Source organism: Shewanella glacialimarina (assembly GCF_020511155.1).
Classification (GTDB): domain Bacteria; phylum Pseudomonadota; class Gammaproteobacteria; order Enterobacterales; family Shewanellaceae; genus Shewanella; species Shewanella glacialimarina.
Genome location: NZ_CP041216.1, coordinates 4,219,337 through 4,236,361 on the forward strand (window position 1 = coordinate 4,219,337; position 17,025 = coordinate 4,236,361).

Here is a 17,025-nt window from a genome sequence, read left to right on the forward strand (position 1 = left end):
GGATAATTAATGAGTACATCTACACACGATACTGCAGTCCATGACGACCATCATCATGGTGCCCCTAAGGGCATTATGCGCTGGCTGCTAACCACTAACCATAAAGACATTGGCTCTTTGTATTTATGGTTTAGTTTTATTATGTTTCTAACTGGCGGTGCCATGGCAATGGTGATCCGCGCTGAGTTATTTCAACCTGGCTTACAGCTAGTTGAACCTAACTTTTTCAATCAAATGACCACAGTTCATGGCCTTATCATGGTATTTGGTGCTGTTATGCCAGCCTTTACCGGCTTAGCTAACTGGCTAATACCTATGATGATTGGTGCGCCAGATATGGCATTGCCTCGCATGAACAACTGGAGTTTCTGGATTTTACCCTTCGCCTTTACCATGCTACTTAGCACATTATTTATGGAAGGCGGTGGACCTAACTTTGGTTGGACATTCTACGCACCGTTATCTACCACCTACAGTCCAGATAGCACGGCATTGTTTGTATTCTCGATACACATTATGGGGATTAGCTCGATTATGGGCGCGATCAACGTGATTGTGACCATAGTTAATATGCGTGCACCAGGAATGACATGGATGAAGTTACCTTTATTCGTGTGGACATGGCTTATCACCGCATTCTTGCTGATTGCGGTAATGCCGGTACTGGCTGGTGTGGTCACTATGGTGTTGACCGATAAGTACTTCGGCACCAGCTTCTTTGAAGCCGCCGGTGGTGGTGACCCTGTTATGTTCCAGCATATTTTCTGGTTCTTTGGCCACCCTGAAGTGTACATCATGATTTTACCGTCGTTTGGCATTATCTCGGCCATTGTGCCCGCCTTTAGCCGTAAAAAGCTATTTGGGTACTCATCAATGGTATATGCGACCGCCAGTATTGCAATTCTGTCATTCTTAGTGTGGGCGCATCATATGTTCACCACGGGTATGCCGGTATTTGCAGAGCTGTTCTTCATGTACTGCACCATGCTGATTGCCGTACCAACGGGTGTAAAAATATTTAACTGGGTAGCAACCATGTGGCGTGGTTCTTTAACGTTTGAAACGCCCATGCTGTTTGCTATTGCCTTTATTATTTTATTCACTATTGGCGGTTTCTCAGGGTTGATGCTGGCCATTACACCGGCAGATTTCCAGTACCATGACACCTATTTTGTGGTGGCTCATTTCCATTACGTACTGGTTACTGGGGCAATATTTTCCATTATGGCCGCAGCTTACTATTGGCTGCCTAAATGGACCGGTCATATGTACAACGAAACCTTAGGTAAATGGCATTTCTGGTGCTCGGTCATTTCGGTTAACGTGCTGTTTTTCCCAATGCATTTCTTAGGACTTGCTGGTATGCCACGTCGAATTCCTGATTACGCTATTCAGTTCGCCGACGTTAACCAGATTGTATCAATTGGTGGATTTGCCTTTGGATTGTCTCAGTTCATTTTCTTAGCCGTAGTGCTTAAATGCATTAAAGGCGGAGAAAAAGCGCCAGATAAGCCATGGGAAGGTGCCGAAGGATTGGAATGGACCCTTCCGAGTCCTGCACCATATCACTCGTTTACTACCCCACCAGAGATCAAATGAGATGAATCAGCCAACAAAATCGAATCGTAAATTACTGACCATGCTTATTTTAGGCGCTGTGGGTATGTTCGGCTTTGGTTTTGCGCTGGTGCCTTTGTATGACGTGCTATGTGATGCCTTGGGGATTAATGGTAAGCCCCAAAGCACCGCCAGCACTTACCAAGCGGTGATTGTAGATAAAAGCCGCACCGTTACCATTGAATTTGTCGCGCAGGTGCAATCTGATATGTCGTGGGAATTTAAGCCTCAGGTCAATCGTATTACAGTGCACCCTGGAGAGCTTACCCATGCGAAGTTTTATGCCAGAAACTTATCGACAAAAGACACGGTTGGCCAGGCGATACCCTCAGTATCACCAGGTCAAGGTGCTGCCTATTTTAATAAAACAGAGTGTTTTTGTTTTAATCAACAACCGCTAGCGGCATCAGCAAGCGCTGAACTTCCATTGGTTTTTTACGTGGATCCTGATTTACCAGAATCAATTCATACATTGACTCTCTCTTATACCCTTTATGACATTACCGACAAAGTCGGCGGTGGTGTAAAGCAAGGAGCAGCAAAATGACCACAAAGCATGAAGCCTATTATGTGCCAGCACAAAGTGCCTGGCCTATCATTGGTGCAATTGGCCTATTTTTAATCGCCTTTGGCGCAGGCAGTTACGTACAACAACTATCAACTGAAGCCAGTTATGGCGGTTATATTCTAATAACCGGTATCGCTGTGATCATATTTATGATTTTTGGTTGGTTTAAAACCGTGATTGATGAATCTATGTCCGGTTTGTATTCGGCGCAAATGGACCGTTCTTTTCGTCAAGGAATGAGCTGGTTTATTTTCTCTGAAATCATGTTCTTCGGGGCATTTTTTGGCGCATTATTTTATGCCAGAATGATTGCAATGCCCTGGTTAGGCGGTGCATCAAATAATGCCATGACCCATGAAGTATTATGGCCAGCATTTGAAGCTGTATGGCCACTGGTTAAGACTCCAGATGGCACAACCACCGAAGCTATGCCGTGGACAGGTTTACCGCTTATCAATACGATATTGTTATTAACCTCTTCGGTAACATTGCATTTTGCTCACACAAGTTTAGAAAAAGCGAAACGTACTCCACTGAAAATTTGGTTAGGACTGACCATTCTTTTAGGTTCTGCGTTTTTGTTTTTACAAGTAGAAGAATATACCCATGCTTACCACGACTTGGGCTTAACGCTTGAGTCGGGTATTTATGGCAATACCTTCTTCTTGTTAACCGGTTTTCACGGTATGCACGTTACCTTAGGGACAGTGTTTTTAATTGTACTGCTTTTAAGGGTGCTGAAAGGTCACTTTACCCAAGACAAACATTTTGCCTTTCAAGCAGGTAGCTGGTATTGGCACTTTGTTGATGTGGTGTGGTTATGTTTATTTGTGTTCGTTTACGTGTTGTAGCAACAGGTAAATAGCGCATATTAGTAAGGCCGTGGGTTAGGCTCAATTATGCCTAGTCCCATGGCAATCAATAACAAAATAACTACGAATGCAGAAAACATTACCCTACGCCCTAAAAAGCGACTCATAGACTGGGTGTTTTCACCCTTTACCATAATAAATAATGCGCGGGCTAAATTAAATAGAATGAATACAAGCAGTAGCACTAAAACTAACTTAACGAACAGAGGGGCTGTCACAGGCAATCCTTTTGCGGGTTTAGGTTGGGCCGCGTTTGTTTTTGTTGCTATTACTGTGAGCGTGTTTAGCATTCTGGTCAAGCTAGGTTTGTGGCAACTTGATAGAGCCGAATTCAAACAAGCTTGGGAACAAACGTTAATTGAAAGACAAAATCAGCCTGCAATTACCTTTAAGTCCTTACAACAAATCATTGCTTCACAGACTACTGATGCGTCTGAGACAAATATTTTGACAGGCTACCGTGTAGCCGTTTCAGCTTCGCCAGCCTCTGACAAGGTTTTATTACTCGATAATCAAGTATACCAAGGTCAAGTGGGTTACTTGGCCTACCAAGTATTTCAAGTAAAGCAGACTGAGCCTCGATTATTAGTCGAACTAGGCTTTATACCAGCCAATAAAGATCGCCGTATTTTGCCACAAATTAACCCTATCTCTGCAGGACGATACAAATTACTCGGGCGAATTTATCAAAAGCAAACTAATCCACTTAGCGACCATCTTATGGCTGAAAGTGGAAATCCTATGCGCTTTCAAAATATTGCCATAGATGAGTTATCACAAACACTGGGGTATCCATTATTACCTGTGGTTTTACAACCTGACAATGTGCCCCATATGGACTTACCACAACCCTGGCAACCCATTCCATTATCGGCCCATAAACATCAAGGATACGCACTGCAATGGTTCACTATGGCCGCAGTGTTTTTAGGATTAATGACTTGGCTGACACTGAAAAAGTGGCAGCAATTAAGGCGTTAAATATTTTTCCATTATATAACAAGTAATAAGAGGAGAGAGAATGAACTCCCAACCTAGAAAAAGTAATAAAACATTAATACTTTTGTTTGTGGTGTTTTTAGTGCCTGTGGCATTGGCCAAACTAGTATTAAGTATGGATTTGTATCATGGCGGCGCAACCAATAAAGGCGCGCTACTCAGTACAGACCTTACTTACAGCACCCTAGATATGGACAACCCTAAGCCACATTTATGGCAATTGGTGTATTTGCTGCCTGAAAAGTGCGATGAACAATGTGTAGACAGATTATATATTATTAATCAAAGTCACATTGCCCTTGGGCGAGACCGCGACAGAATAGTTCCAATGATACTGCTGCAAGACAACAGTGATATCGAGGCACTTAAACAGCTACACATTCCTTTTGATACCGCTGTAATTAATAGCAAGATGGCTGAATTATTACGGTTACAACAAATGATTATCGTCGACCCATTAGGCAGTTTAGTCATGCAATATGACGCAGTATTGGGGCGTGATGCCAATATTGTTCAGGGCAAAGCGATCATTGCCGACCTACGTAAAATGCTTAAGTTGTCGAGGGTAGGCTAATGCATATTCCTCAACTGATTAAATTCACCTTAGTATTTACCTTAATGGTAATTCTAATGGGCGCTTACACCCGCCTGTCAGATGCGGGCTTAGGCTGTCCTGACTGGCCTGGGTGTTATGGTCATTTAACCGTTCCCAATGAAAGCCATGAACTGGCAAAAGTCGAAACCCATTTTCCTGAACACACTATTGAACCGAAAAAAGCTTGGCTTGAAATGATCCATCGCTACATTGCTGGCACATTAGGCCTTATGGTGCTGGTGATTTTAATCATGTGTTTAAAGCAACGTGAAGCGCCAAAAAAGTTGCCAATATTTATCTCAGCCTTAATCATTTTTCAAGCCGCGTTAGGGATGTGGACGGTCACCATGAAACTGATGCCGATTGTAGTGATGTCTCACTTAATCGGTGGTTTTGCCCTATTTTCACTATTATTCATTTTGTATTTACGTACTAAGCCTTTACGTATTCCCGGCGGTGATACTTATGCTCGAAAACTGGCGCCATTGGCTGCTATAGGCTTAGTGGTATTAGTGGTGCAAATCATGTTGGGTGGTTGGACATCCTCTAACTATGCTGCACTGGCCTGTACCACTTTGCCAATTTGTGAGGGGAATTGGATAGACAATCTGCGCTTTGCCGATGCGTTTTCACCCTTTCAAGGTGACCATCCCAGTTTTGAATATGGGGTATTAGATTATCCAACCAGAATGACGATTCACATCACTCATCGTATTTGGGGAGTATTCACCGCAGTAATGCTTGTTTGGTTGGCGTTCAAGTTATTAAAAGCACAATCATCCACCATGTGCACCAGTGCCTATTTACTTATTTTAATGGTAATTGTGCAAGTTGCGTTAGGCATCAGCAATGTGGTGATGAATTTACCATTAGGCATTGCAGTTTCACATAATGGCGGCGCAGCATTATTACTGCTCACCATGGTATTTATTAACTACGCCCTATGGCGTAAAGCGTAACTAGAGGACATAACAATGACAAAACCGATCATCCTCAACGCTCCAAGTGCGGCTCTCACATTCCAGTGGCGGGCATACTTTGAAATGACTAAACCCAAAGTGGTAGCATTAATGCTACTGACGGTATTAGTGGGTATGTGTTTAGCCTTACCGGGCGCAGTACCACTACAACCTTTAATTGTCGGTATGGTCGGCATAGGATTAATGGCAGGCGCAGCAGCCGCTTTTAATCACCTTATTGACCGAAAAATAGATGGCCTAATGGCGCGAACCTATAACCGTCCATTGCCTAAAGGTAAAATATCTGGCGTAAAAGCGGCAGTGTTTGCGGTATCTATTGGGGTGCTAGGATTTGTGATGCTGTATGCCTGGGTTAACCCCCTCACAGCTTGGCTTACCTTTGCCAGCCTAATTGGTTACGCCTTGGTCTATACCACGTATTTGAAACGTGCAACATCGCAAAACATTGTAATTGGCGGCTTAGCAGGCGCAATGCCCCCTTTACTTGGCTGGACCGCTGTCACCAATGAAATGCATGGTCATGCGTTATTGTTGGTGATTATTATTTTCACCTGGACACCGCCGCATTTTTGGGCGCTAGCCATTCATCGACGTAAAGAGTACGCAAAAGTAAATATTCCAATGCTGCCAGTCACCCACGGCGTTGAGTTTACCAAAACCTGTATTTTGCTATACACAATACTGCTCGCCATTGCGTGCTTATTACCCGTGTTAGTCGGAATGTCAGGCCCAGTTTATTTGGTTGGTTCAACGCTACTGAGTTGTGGATTTATTTATAAAGCTTGGCAGCTTAAGTACCATGACTACTCAGGTTTAGCGATGAATGTATTTAAATTTTCTATTTACCACTTAATGGTGCTATTTATTATCTTGCTGGTTGATCATTACTTGTGGGTGAATTAATTCGTTAAGTTTAATAGTGACTTACAATAACAATGCACACGCTAAATTGGCAGCTAACATCAATATCTAGGGAAGTGGTAAATGGGTAAGCGCAGTATTATTGTCGCACTGATAATTATGGCATTCGGGGGCATAGTCGCTAATCAATGGCTAAGCCCTGCAGATAATATGCCTACAACGTCACTTACTAAGTCGCAATACGACTCCCTAGATTTAGCCACCAGCTTTATTTACGATAATCCTCGTAAATTGGCGCCGTTTAGTTTGAGTGATCAATATGGCAACACGATTACCAACAAAGATTTAGAGGGGAAATGGAGCTTATTTTTTATCGGTTTCACCTCATGCCCAGATGTGTGCCCAACCACACTTAACAAACTGGCCGCAGCCTACCCAGCTTTACAGCAAATATCTGACACCATACAAGTGGTGTTTGTATCAGCCGATCCTGACCGTGACACGCAAACCAAACGTCTAGATTACATCAACTTTTTTAATAGTGACTTTAAAGCCATTAGCGCTGAACACGCTCAGCTATTTCCCTTTAGCCGCGATCTCGGCTTTGCTTATGCCATGGTAGGTGATGGTGATGATTATCAAGTCGACCACAGCGCATCATATGTGCTGGTCTCACCTAATGCGGAAAAAATAGCGGTATTTAAAGCCAAGCCTAAGCCGGGTGAGACACCTCAAATACTGAATAATGAGTTAATTGCTGATTTTAAAAAGATCGTTGATAACACTTAACAACTGTTGATTATGCATAAAAAACCGTAAGCCCTAAAAAGTACACTTTAAATATTTTATATCACTACCTTACACATCGGATACTTGATATTGCCTATAAAGGCACCAATACTTGAAAGGCACTCCCGCTCATTTTTCAAAAATAGGTGAACCAACGCATAACTCAACGTTCAAACCGTTATGAATTAATCACGCTCAAAGCCAGCATAACTTAACTACTGGTGTCTAGTTTATAGGACACGCTATTTATTTCGCCCGTAAGGGAGTAACGTATTATTATCACCACTTGAAAGGAGGCTAAATGATTAAAGTATTGGTCATAGATGATTCTGCCTTAATGCGCCAGCGACTCACTCAGATGCTTGATACTGATGATAATATTATTGTTGTGGGTGAAGCAGAAGATCCCTATGAAGCTCGCGAACTTATTAAACAACTTTCACCTGATGTGTTAACCCTTGATGTTGACATGCTAAAAATGGATGGGCTGGCTTTTTTGCGTAATTTAATGCGCCTAAGACCCATGCCAGTCTTGATGGTGTCTTCGCTCACTAAAAAGGCAGCCGACATCACCTTAGAAGCACTCTCTTTGGGGGCTATAGATTATATTGTTAAGCCACAAAACCATTATCAAAATAGCCTATCATTATTTCAAAATAATTTAGTTCAAAAAGTCACCGCTGCAGGACAAGTGTCCTTTGATGCACCACCGGCTATTCGCCATCATCATGCAATAGCTCCCCCAGTGACGGGGAAGTTTAAAAATGGACTTATCGCCATAGGGGCGTCAACAGGAGGCATTGAAGCGATTCAAACCATTCTGATGGCATTACCCGCAAATATGCCACCCATTGTGATTACCCAGCATATACAGCCAGTATTTAGCAGCTCATTTGTAGCTAGGCTAAATCAAAATTGCCACTTAAATGTGATAGAAGCCCAAGGTGGTGAAAAGCTCACCGCAGGTAACGTTTATATTGCCCCAGGGGATCAGCATTTAGCCATCGAACCTGAAGGCAACCACTTTAAAACAAAACTACTTAACACTGGGCCAGTAAACCGCCATAAACCCTCGATAGACGTATTATTTAATAGCGTCGCTGAACATGCGGCTCAAAACTCTGTTGGTATTATACTGACCGGAATGGGCGCCGATGGCAGCACAGGCCTACTTGCAATGAAACAAAAAGGGGCTTATACCATAGCACAAGATGAAGCTTCGTCGTTGGTGTGGCAAATGCCCAGTGCCGCGGTTGCCATTGAGGCAGCCAGTGAAGTATTACCTCTAACTCAAATTAGCGACAAACTACTGACCTTACTCACCATCAGTTAATGTGTTTTTATGAGAATAGGTTTCGCTATTCTTCACGCCAAGTGCCATCATTTTTAGGCCTTACCCAAGCTTGTGAAAACCAATAATAGCCTGTTTGGGTTTTACTAGGCACAGTACAATTGTAGCGCTTTCGTCCTGCGGGTAAATCGCGCTTCGCCTGCACAGAAAAAGTATTATCATTAATCCAAATAGCAGGCTGACTTCCCTGGCCCTGCACAAAACACATCATTTGGTGCTTATCAATATCAGTGGTGTCGACTGTTACCTCAAGCAAAGGGCGCCATTGGCCATTTTTTAATTGTGGATCGGTAATGTTTTGCTTAATTACCGGCATGTTCAAGCTGGTAAACTTGATCGTTAACTCAGACAAGTCGGCATAATCAAAGGCTACCGGGAAACGCGGTAATGCCGTGAGTGATGAATAATTCCCTGCTGCGCCAGATTGCTGACCCAAGCCAACAAAACCCAACTCATCCAGCAATGAGGTTAACTCAGCATTATATTCACCATATGGATATGCCAGCATTTTCACACTTTGCCCTGTTTGCTGCTTAATTTCAGCTTCTGTTTTCAACAGGTTTTGCCCAACCCGCTGCCGCCATTGCACAGTGGTTTCATTGGCAAGATAGCGAATTAAATGCTCATGCCCCCAACTATGATTGGCGATTGTCGCCCCTTGTTCAGTAAGTTTTTTTATCTGCTGCCAGCTCATCATCCCCTTATATCCTGCATCAATAGGCTTAACAGAGATAAACACAGTAAATGGGAATTGATGCTTAGCTAAAATCGGTGCGGCATTGTCAATAATGCTGTCATAACCATCATCAAAGGTAATAACGATTTGCTTAGGCGATCCAGTTTGCTGCAATTTTATTTGTTCAACAGCCTGAGTCAGAGACATAACCGTAAAGTCGTTGTCAGCCAAATATTGCATTTGTTCGGCAAATTGAGCAGGGGTAACTGAGGTACTTTTGGGTGTACTGTCAGACACATGGTGGTATTGTAATATCACCACGGCATTGGCCAATGACGATATAACCCCCGTTAATATTGCGCCCGCCACTAACATGACTTTTTTAAGCATAGTGTTTCCCAAATATGTCTGTGTTTCGTTTACTGTTAAATGGCGATAAAAACCGCCAATTAATGGCGCTAGCCATTCCAATGATTTTATCTAATATCACAGTGCCACTATTAGGTTTAGTGGACACTGCGGTTATTGGTCATCTTGGTGAAGCCTATTACTTAGGCGGAGTGGCGCTGGGCAGTACCATTATTACCTTAATAATATGGTTATTAGGCTTTTTACGTATGTCGACCACAGGGTTAGTGGCACAAGCTTTTGGCGCAAACGATCACCATACCCAGCAGCAATTGCTTATTCAAGGGATCAGTTTAGCGCTTTTACTGGCCTTTTTCGCCCTTCTATTCCAACAGCCAATATTGTCATTAGCGCTGCACTTAACTGAAGCCAGCGAACAGGTACAATTTTATTGTCGTCAGTATGTGGAGATCCGCATTTGGTCATTGCCTTTCGCCTTAACTAACCTAGTGTTATTAGGCTGGCTACTTGGTAGGCAACAACCCAAAGCTGCTATGTGGCAGCTAATTATTGCCAACATTGTTAATATTATTCTAGATGTGGTGTTTGTAATTGGTTTTCAATGGAACGTACAAGGTGCGGCTTTAGCATCGGTGATCGCTGATATGTGTGCATTTAGTGTGGCGGTAATTATGGTTAAACAGCAACTGCAAAAGCAGCCTGGTTTTACCTGGCCACAGTTAACCCAACACTTAAGCTTTACAGGCTTATCACGCTTACTCACCTTAAACCGCGATATATTCATTCGCAGCTTATGCCTGCAAGCAGCATTCAGTTTTATGGCTTTTTATGGCGCGGGGTTAGGTGACGATACCCTAGCCGCTAATGCGGTACTGCTCAATTTATTGATGTTGATATCGTATGCACTCGATGGGGTTGCTTACTACGCCGAAGCAGAAGTTGGCCGCGCTGTAGGGCAGAATAACCCCAGCTTATTGTTTGAATCAGTTAGCCTAGCATTTGCCTGGTCAGCGATTATCGCTGTTATTTTCAGTGTCTTCTTTGGGTTATTTGGCCAACATATTATCAACGCTCTGACCAATATCCCCAGCGTACAACAAACAGCCAGCACCTACCTTATGTGGCTTATCGCCATGCCTATTGTAGCCTTTGGCTGCTATTTATTTGATGGCGTTTATATTGGTGCCGCCCAGGGACATATTATGCGTAACAGCATGATTATCGCCACCTTTGGGGTTTACTTCCCACTCTGGTGGAGCTTGCAATCCTTTGGCAACCACGCCTTATGGGGCGCATTATGTGCATTTATGCTGTTTCGCAGCATTAGTTTGGGTTGGCATTATCAATATCGACTCAAACTAAAATTTGGGTAAATACTTTTGAAATACAATCATCTTGAATCAATCCACCACTCCCTATTGATTACAAAAAAATCACATAGTGATTATCGAAACGTAAACTCGCGGCTTTAAAGATGTTGATATCAACTGCTATGATACCGGCATACTGCTGAGTTTTAGCCCAGCGACTAACATCAAACAATTAATCAATAAGACACCCTATGACCTCATCAACATTGACAGATTTAATCATCAACGACACCCAAATAGGCACAGGTAAAGCCGCCGAAAAAGGTGCATTAATTACCTGTAAATATACTGGCAAACTAGCCGACGGTACTGTGTTTGATAGTTCGGATACATTTCAAGTGGTGATATCCGCTAAGCGGGTTATTCAAGGTTGGTATATGGGCATTATTGGCGACAATCCGATGAAGGTTGGTGGCAAGCGTCAATTGTCAGTGCCAGCAAACCTTGGTTACGGCGAGCGTCAAATTGGCGAGAAAATCCCACCTCATTCAGATTTGTTTTTTGACATCGAATTGCTTGAAGTGTTAACCCGTGATGATTAAGTCACGCCAATAATGGTCTCACACCCTCCACATCGTCCTCTGCAACACGCCGTAAACCCATCCATGGGGGCTTGACGAAAACATCCTGTTTTCAACAGTTTCATATGCCTATATGAAAGGATTATCCTACTGCTAATTTTGCAGCTTCATGCCACATAGCGTCAGGCATAGGCGTCATTAATTTCCAAGTAATACTCATGGGTTGAGTCCCCGAGTGCGCCATGTAAAGCACTTCGCCAAAATTGACAAAACCCATGGTGCGGCCGTTTTCATCTGTCGCTTGCTCACGCACAAACAAAATCAATTTACGGCCCTCTTTTTCATGCTCAATGTAACCCAGACCTCTGCCATATTCGGGTCTTGCACTATTTTGAGATTGCCAATGGAATAACGATTCATTGATCGCGTAATCATGGTACATGGTCGTTGGTGAAAATTGTTTAACTGACTTTTTCAAGGTCACAAACAGCAACTCAACATTAAGCGCTTTAAGGACTAAAACGCCTTCACGGGCTGTCGATTTTTTGCCAAAAGAACTTGCGCCACTGGCTGCGAGTATTTGCTCTCTGGTATACCTTGAATGCACTTTCAAAGATGGAATTGCAGGGATAAGCATTTCAAGTTCATTATGATGTATACGCTCAATAAGTAACGATATGACATCAAGGAGTTCAGCTTGTAACTGAGCATGTCTCAACGCCGCAACACTTTGATTAAGGTTGGTAAAACCTAGCTCGGCGCCCGACTTATCCCAAAAATTATAATGGCACATTAATGCAAATTGGCACTGGGTCGCATCCATATCGTCGAAACTGAAGTTATTGATAATTAGCTGCTTTAAAAACTGTAAATATGAGATAGAACTACAAGCGAACAAATGATTATTTATCGCGCGATAGTAGGCTTTCGCCAGACTTGTATCTAAATTTGGCTCATTTATTTGGTTTTTATGTGCGCTCTCAACGAGCTCTAGCCAGCTCATTTTTAGCTTATAAATATCTTCTAAATTAACATTCGGGTTAAAGCGTAAAAAATTAGCCAAGCTTAAGGTTAGCGTACTTTGGTGCTCGAAATTATTAATGAGCTGGCGCAACCTGCTAGCATTCATGGTTGCACGACTAATATTTCGTAAAATCATTGCCTGAGTCTGTTCTTCTAGCTCGATCCGACAGCCTAATGGCAAATGAGGAAAGTCATTGGTTATCTCATCTTTAATCGATTGATTCGTTTTACCAACCAACGCGCGAAACTTTTGTGAAAAGTCATATTCATCACGAGAATTACCCACAAAGTCCAATACCGTGCAGCACTGTTTATCATCGGTTAAACGCAATCCTCGCCCTAACTGCTGCAAAAAGATGGTTAAGCTTTCGGTTGGACGTAAAAACAATAATGTATCAACGTCTGGAATATCGACGCCTTCATTGAAAATATCCACCACGCATAAAATGTTCACATGACCGCTAATTAAACTCTGGCGTTTTTGTTGCCGTTCATGACTATTATCACTAGTAAGAACATCTGCACTAATACCGGCTAAGTTAAACTTCTTTGCCATATATTCTGCATGTTCCTTACTGACACAGAACGCCAAGGCTTTTATCTGACGAATGTCAGTGACTGTTTCCTTTAGGCTTCTAATAATGCGAGTAACTCGTTGTTCATTATGAGTATAAAGATGGCTTAGCTCTGCGATATCATATCGCCCTTGATGCCATTTAATTTTGCGAAGGTCGGTATCATCATCAATTGCAAAATACTGAAAAGGACATAAATAGCGCTGATTGATGGCTTCAGGCAAACGAATTTCTGCAGCGATTACCCCACAAAAGTCATCAAGGATATTTTGCCCATCATGACGCTCCGGCGTGGCGGTTAACCCCAATAAAATCTTGGGTAAGAAATGCGCTAGTAATCCTCGATAACTACTGGCTGCAATGTGATGTACTTCATCGATCACAATATAATCATAAAAATCAGCGGTGAGTGGCAAGCTTTCTAATTGCAGGTTTAAGCTTTGTACCGAAGCAAACAAATGCCGGTAGCTATTAGGCTTGTGCTCAGCAACCCACAATTCACCAAACTGATTATTCTTCAATACTCCACGATAGGCAGACAAAGCTTGCTTAAGGATCTCTTGTCGATGAGCCACAAATAAAAAATTAGCTTCTGGATGCTGTTTATAAAAACGGGCAAAATCAAACGCTGAAATAAGCGTTTTACCGGTGCCCGTTGCCGCAACGACTAGATTTTTATACCGCTGATGAACTGTGCGCTCAACATCCAGCTGCTCAAGGATTTCTCGCTGATGTGCAAAGGGCTTTATATCAAAATGAAATGCACTGTCGTCACTGTAACCGCCCTTAGCTTCCCGCAACGCCTCGTGAAGTTTGTTTTTAGATTCAATATCACCCTTAAACAATTCAAATTCACTCGATTGCCAATAGGATTCAAAGGTGTTGAGAGATTTGTCTATGATGTGGGGGATTTCTTGGCTGGTTATTTTTAAATTCCATTCAAGGCCACTGGTCAGTGCAGAATGCGACAAGTTAGATGAGCCGATATATCCAGTGTGGAACCCTGTATTACGCAAAAACAAGTAGGATTTAGCATGCAAGCGTTCACGCTTAGTGTTGTAACTCAATTTAACTTCTGTATTTGGCAGGCTTGCTAAAAACTCGACCGCTTTAGCATCTGTCGCCCCCATATAAGATGTCGTGATGATCCGCAGCGTTTTGCCGCTGCGAGTGAACTCTTCAAGTTCATTCTTAAAAATCCGAATACCGGCCCACTTAATAAAAGACACTAACCAATAAATTTTGTCTGCTGAGCGGATCTCACGTTTAAGCTCTGTTTCAAGTGAAATACCCGCATTGCTGCCACAAAACAATTCACTTTGACTTAAGCCTGTTAGAGGATAAATGGCCTTCGTAAACTCTGGGAAATCGGTTGATATTGGGTTTTTCTTTTCGAACAACGCCGTCAAAATACGGCCTTTACTATCAAGCAAGTTTTCAGATATCAACTGATCATCACTGACATGATCTTTTAGCCAAAAAACCAATTTGTTAGCAAGACTAATTTGATTCGCTAACTGGTCATCGCCTTTTGGAACGGCTTCTATCGCATACTTAATGATGTTTGTTAAAAATCTGGATAACCAGATACTGGCTTCAGCACTATCAAGCGGCCTTTCTCCTAAATAGAAAACATCACGATCTATGTTTTTATCAATAAGTTGAGTAATGAGCTTTTCATAAATACCAACTTGCTCCATGTCGGATATGCCTTTTCAAAGTACGGAAGATAAAAATATACTATAACAACACTCTTGTATGAGTAATCTAAATTTTAATATTTATCAATTGAATACAGAAGCATATACAAAACTCACAGCACCAACACATACCTTGTACTTCTGCCGCCCGCGCCAGTTTTGGCCAAACATTGTTGCTCTACAAGCTGGGCCAAATGTCGGGTTGCAGTGGCCCGGCTGACTTTGGCGACTGTCTGATATTGGCTACTGCTGATGCCATCGCTAAAGTCACCATCGAGTAATCTATTAAGCACTTTAACTTGTTCTGTTGTTAACGATGGGGTGAGTGAGCGTCGATCCAAACGAAGCCAGAATTGGGTTTTCGCAATGGTTTGTTCAATGTTATTAAGAGAGTTTTGAACGGCATCGTTTAAGGTTTCTAAAAACCAAAGAAGCCAAGGTGTAATATCGAGAGAAACCTGTTGGGTAGACTCTAATATCGCGTAATAAGCTTTACGTCGCTCAAGTATGCTCACTGACATAGCGTAAAAATGAATCGAACGATGTTCAGCCTGTGCTAAAGCTAAGTCCGTGAGTAAACGAGTGATACGCCCATTGCCATCATCAAGTGGATGCAAGGTGACAAACCATAAATGAGTGACTGCTGCCCGTACTAAAGGATCTAGATCAGCCTGTGTTATTGATTGATTAAACCACTCAATAAACTGTATTAAACTATTGTCTAGCGTATCTCGAGGGGGGGCTTCAAAATGGATCGTCGGTTTGTCTAAACGTCCAGATACCACCTGCATAGGCTCACTACCGCGCAACTGGCCGCCTACAACAGGATTAAACACAGCTTGGTTACTTGGAAACAACAGGGCATGCCAATCTAAAATACGCGTTAAATTCAGTGGTTGTTGCCAATTTCGTAATGCATCTATGGTGATCTCGGCTAAGCCATCTGTTTGTGCCGTGGTGGGATAAGGGTTTTCTTCACTCACCCCAAGTTTATTGGCTAAAGATGAACGTACAGATAATACATTGAGCTTTTCACCTTCTATAGCACTTGAATGGACGATATTGGCGATCATAGTATCAAGTGTCCATTGGTTGGCTGATTCAGTGCCTATTTTCCCAAGCAACAAACCTTGGTTAAATTGAATTTGACGCAATAAAGGATTTATACGGGTTTGATCCCATATAAAGTCAGGCCATTCTTGCTGTTGCCAAATCCACATATTAACCTCTGCTAGCTAACTAAAATACTGTATTGATGAGCACACCAAACTATTCTACTCACAAAATGAGGCAAATAACAAATTATTCGCCTCACATAATGAGGCGAATAGGGTTATTAATTGCCTCATCACGATCACTTTTCACTTCAATAACACTTTAAATAGTCATTTCGGTATAATCACTTACCGGCTAAATAAACACGATGCGAAAACGACTGAATGACTTCTAAGCTGCCCCATTCAACATCATCATTGTCAACGATACCTAATCCCACTTTGCCGAATAAACAGGCAAATAAAGTGTTTATTATTGGCCTGCCACGTACGGGTACGACTAGCGTGAGTGTGGCTTTACTTGAGCAAGGCTTAACGGTTGCTCACCAGGCCTTTACTAAGCAGGCGTTTATGTTGGCCGATGCGGTGTCTGATGCGCCGTGCTTTAGTGACTATCAACAACTTGATGCGCTATTTCCCAGCGCTAAGTTTGTTTATTTAGATAGGCCAATGGATAAATGGCTACCGTCGATGCAAATGTTGCTGAGTAAGATGATGGTGCATTTAGATAAAGACAATGGCCGTTTTCATCCGATAATGAAACGCAGCTTTAATCATTGTTTTGATATATGGCAGATTGAGGATGTATGTAATGAAGCGCATTTAGCAGAGTGTTATTTACGCCACCAGCAGCAAGTAAGCGATTACTTTGCGGGGCGGGATGACTTTATCAGTATTGATATTGGTCAGCCGAATAGCTTGCAAACCTTATTGACCTTTTTAGGGATAAAAGATGACGATGCTATCGACTTCCCTGTGCTTAATGTCGGTCGCAACGTGGCCAGCTGGGATGAGTATAAACATCCGCATAAAATCAGTAGCAATGCCGCTGGCCCTGATAAACGAAAGTTTTTTGGTTACACCTTACCTAAACCATAATAGCCA

Annotated in this window: 16 protein-coding genes; 12 read left to right on the plus strand and 4 right to left on the minus strand. The window is 42.5% G+C overall.

Annotation, left to right across the window (positions count from 1 at the left end; translation table 11 throughout):
- The first annotated feature begins 9 nt into the window (after positions 1-9).
- From ctaD to FJ709_RS18455, 3 genes are read left to right on the plus strand one after another with little or no spacing between them, the layout of a single operon-like run.
- Positions 10-1,599, plus strand: coding sequence for a cytochrome c oxidase subunit I (gene ctaD, locus FJ709_RS18445; protein WP_226411896.1), 1,590 nt, complete (start codon positions 10-12; stop codon positions 1,597-1,599).
- 1 nt (position 1,600) lies between these two features.
- Positions 1,601-2,164: a cytochrome c oxidase assembly protein gene (locus FJ709_RS18450; RefSeq protein ID WP_226411898.1), complete on the plus strand. Its 564-nt coding sequence runs from the start codon at positions 1,601-1,603 to the stop codon at positions 2,162-2,164.
- Complete coding sequence (locus FJ709_RS18455) at positions 2,161-3,036, plus strand: cytochrome c oxidase subunit 3 (RefSeq protein ID WP_226411900.1); 876 nt, start codon at positions 2,161-2,163, stop codon at positions 3,034-3,036. Before FJ709_RS18450 ends, FJ709_RS18455 begins: the two co-directional genes overlap by 4 nt.
- Positions 3,037-3,056: 20 nt before the next feature.
- Here FJ709_RS18455 and FJ709_RS18460 read toward each other — a convergent pair whose 3' ends face one another.
- Positions 3,057-3,275: a DUF2909 domain-containing protein gene (locus FJ709_RS18460; RefSeq protein ID WP_226411902.1), complete on the minus strand. Its 219-nt coding sequence runs from the start codon at positions 3,273-3,275 to the stop codon at positions 3,057-3,059.
- On the opposite strand from FJ709_RS18460, the gene FJ709_RS18465 reads away from it, so the two are divergent.
- From FJ709_RS18465 to FJ709_RS18490, 6 genes are all read left to right on the plus strand, one after another.
- Positions 3,223-4,038 (plus strand): SURF1 family protein, encoded by an 816-nt coding sequence (locus tag FJ709_RS18465; protein ID WP_226411904.1) that lies wholly within the window; start codon positions 3,223-3,225, stop codon positions 4,036-4,038. The genes FJ709_RS18460 and FJ709_RS18465 overlap by 53 nt on opposite strands.
- Before the next feature lie 40 nt (positions 4,039-4,078).
- Complete coding sequence (locus tag FJ709_RS18470) at positions 4,079-4,630, plus strand: hypothetical protein (protein ID WP_226411906.1); 552 nt, start codon at positions 4,079-4,081, stop codon at positions 4,628-4,630.
- Positions 4,630-5,610, plus strand: a complete 981-nt coding sequence (locus FJ709_RS18475) for a COX15/CtaA family protein (protein ID WP_226411908.1) — start codon at positions 4,630-4,632, stop codon at positions 5,608-5,610. The genes FJ709_RS18470 and FJ709_RS18475 overlap by 1 nt, the downstream gene beginning before the upstream one ends.
- 15 nt (positions 5,611-5,625) lie before the next feature.
- Positions 5,626-6,534 carry a heme o synthase gene (gene cyoE / locus FJ709_RS18480; RefSeq protein WP_226411910.1) on the plus strand — a complete coding sequence of 303 codons (909 nt, stop codon included), beginning with the start codon at positions 5,626-5,628 and terminating at the stop codon, positions 6,532-6,534.
- A gap of 81 nt (positions 6,535-6,615) precedes the next feature.
- Positions 6,616-7,281: an SCO family protein gene (locus FJ709_RS18485; protein WP_226411912.1), complete on the plus strand. Its 666-nt coding sequence runs from the start codon at positions 6,616-6,618 to the stop codon at positions 7,279-7,281.
- A gap of 301 nt (positions 7,282-7,582) precedes the next feature.
- Positions 7,583-8,614: a protein-glutamate methylesterase/protein-glutamine glutaminase gene (locus FJ709_RS18490; RefSeq protein WP_226411914.1), complete on the plus strand. Its 1,032-nt coding sequence runs from the start codon at positions 7,583-7,585 to the stop codon at positions 8,612-8,614.
- A 25-nt stretch (positions 8,615-8,639) separates the two neighbouring features.
- On the opposite strand, the gene FJ709_RS18495 is transcribed toward FJ709_RS18490, so the two are convergent.
- Positions 8,640-9,698: a polysaccharide deacetylase family protein gene (locus FJ709_RS18495; protein WP_226411916.1), complete on the minus strand. Its 1,059-nt coding sequence runs from the start codon at positions 9,696-9,698 to the stop codon at positions 8,640-8,642.
- 14 nt (positions 9,699-9,712) lie between these two features.
- Between FJ709_RS18495 and dinF the strand changes: the two genes are divergently transcribed.
- Both dinF and FJ709_RS18505 read left to right on the plus strand, forming a co-directional pair.
- On the plus strand, positions 9,713-11,050 hold the full coding sequence (gene dinF / locus FJ709_RS18500) for an MATE family efflux transporter DinF (protein ID WP_226411918.1): 1,338 nt from the start codon (positions 9,713-9,715) through the stop codon (positions 11,048-11,050).
- A 188-nt stretch (positions 11,051-11,238) separates the two neighbouring features.
- Positions 11,239-11,589 (plus strand): FKBP-type peptidyl-prolyl cis-trans isomerase, encoded by a 351-nt coding sequence (locus FJ709_RS18505; RefSeq protein WP_226411920.1) that lies wholly within the window; start codon positions 11,239-11,241, stop codon positions 11,587-11,589.
- A gap of 121 nt (positions 11,590-11,710) precedes the next feature.
- Here the strand turns inward: FJ709_RS18505 and FJ709_RS18510 are convergent, their stop codons facing one another.
- A complete protein-coding gene (locus FJ709_RS18510) occupies positions 11,711-14,866 on the minus strand; it encodes a DUF3427 domain-containing protein (protein WP_226411922.1) in 3,156 nt (1,051 codons plus the stop codon).
- A gap of 113 nt (positions 14,867-14,979) precedes the next feature.
- Positions 14,980-16,086 carry a Fic family protein gene (locus tag FJ709_RS18515; protein ID WP_226411924.1) on the minus strand — a complete coding sequence of 369 codons (1,107 nt, stop codon included), beginning with the start codon at positions 16,084-16,086 and terminating at the stop codon, positions 14,980-14,982.
- Between the two features lie 219 nt (positions 16,087-16,305).
- On the opposite strand from FJ709_RS18515, the gene FJ709_RS18520 reads away from it, so the two are divergent.
- Positions 16,306-17,019 carry a sulfotransferase family protein gene (locus tag FJ709_RS18520; protein WP_226411926.1) on the plus strand — a complete coding sequence of 238 codons (714 nt, stop codon included), beginning with the start codon at positions 16,306-16,308 and terminating at the stop codon, positions 17,017-17,019.
- Positions 17,020-17,025: the final 6 nt, after the last annotated feature.